A 300-nucleotide genomic window follows, 5' to 3' on the forward strand; every position below is an offset into this window, starting at 1 on the left:
GTACTGCCCGAGGTATAAATTACATAGGCTAAATTAGATGGAGAAGAGACTCTTTTAAGGCATTCAGTGGATTCCCTGGCAATCTCCTCCCAGTCGCTATCCAATTCAATGACATTCAAATCTTCTTTGGCTGAAAAGCCAGGGCCGTTCTTGCGATCACTCAGTAGGACTTTCACCCCGGAATCCTCCAACATGTAATCCATACGTTCCTGGGGATGTTCCGGGTCTAGGGGAACATAGGCGCCCCCCGATTTCAGGATCCCTAAAATACCGACTAACATTTCCAGGCTACGATCCAGA

Annotated in this window: 1 protein-coding gene; it reads right to left on the reverse strand. The window is 47.7% G+C overall.

What is annotated here, in order from left to right:
* A partial coding sequence (locus AC04NP_RS30770; RefSeq protein ID WP_482863968.1) for an AMP-binding protein occupies nucleotides 1-300 on the reverse strand: 300 nt, incomplete at both ends.

Source organism: Agaribacillus sp. DX54, from assembly GCF_056858335.1.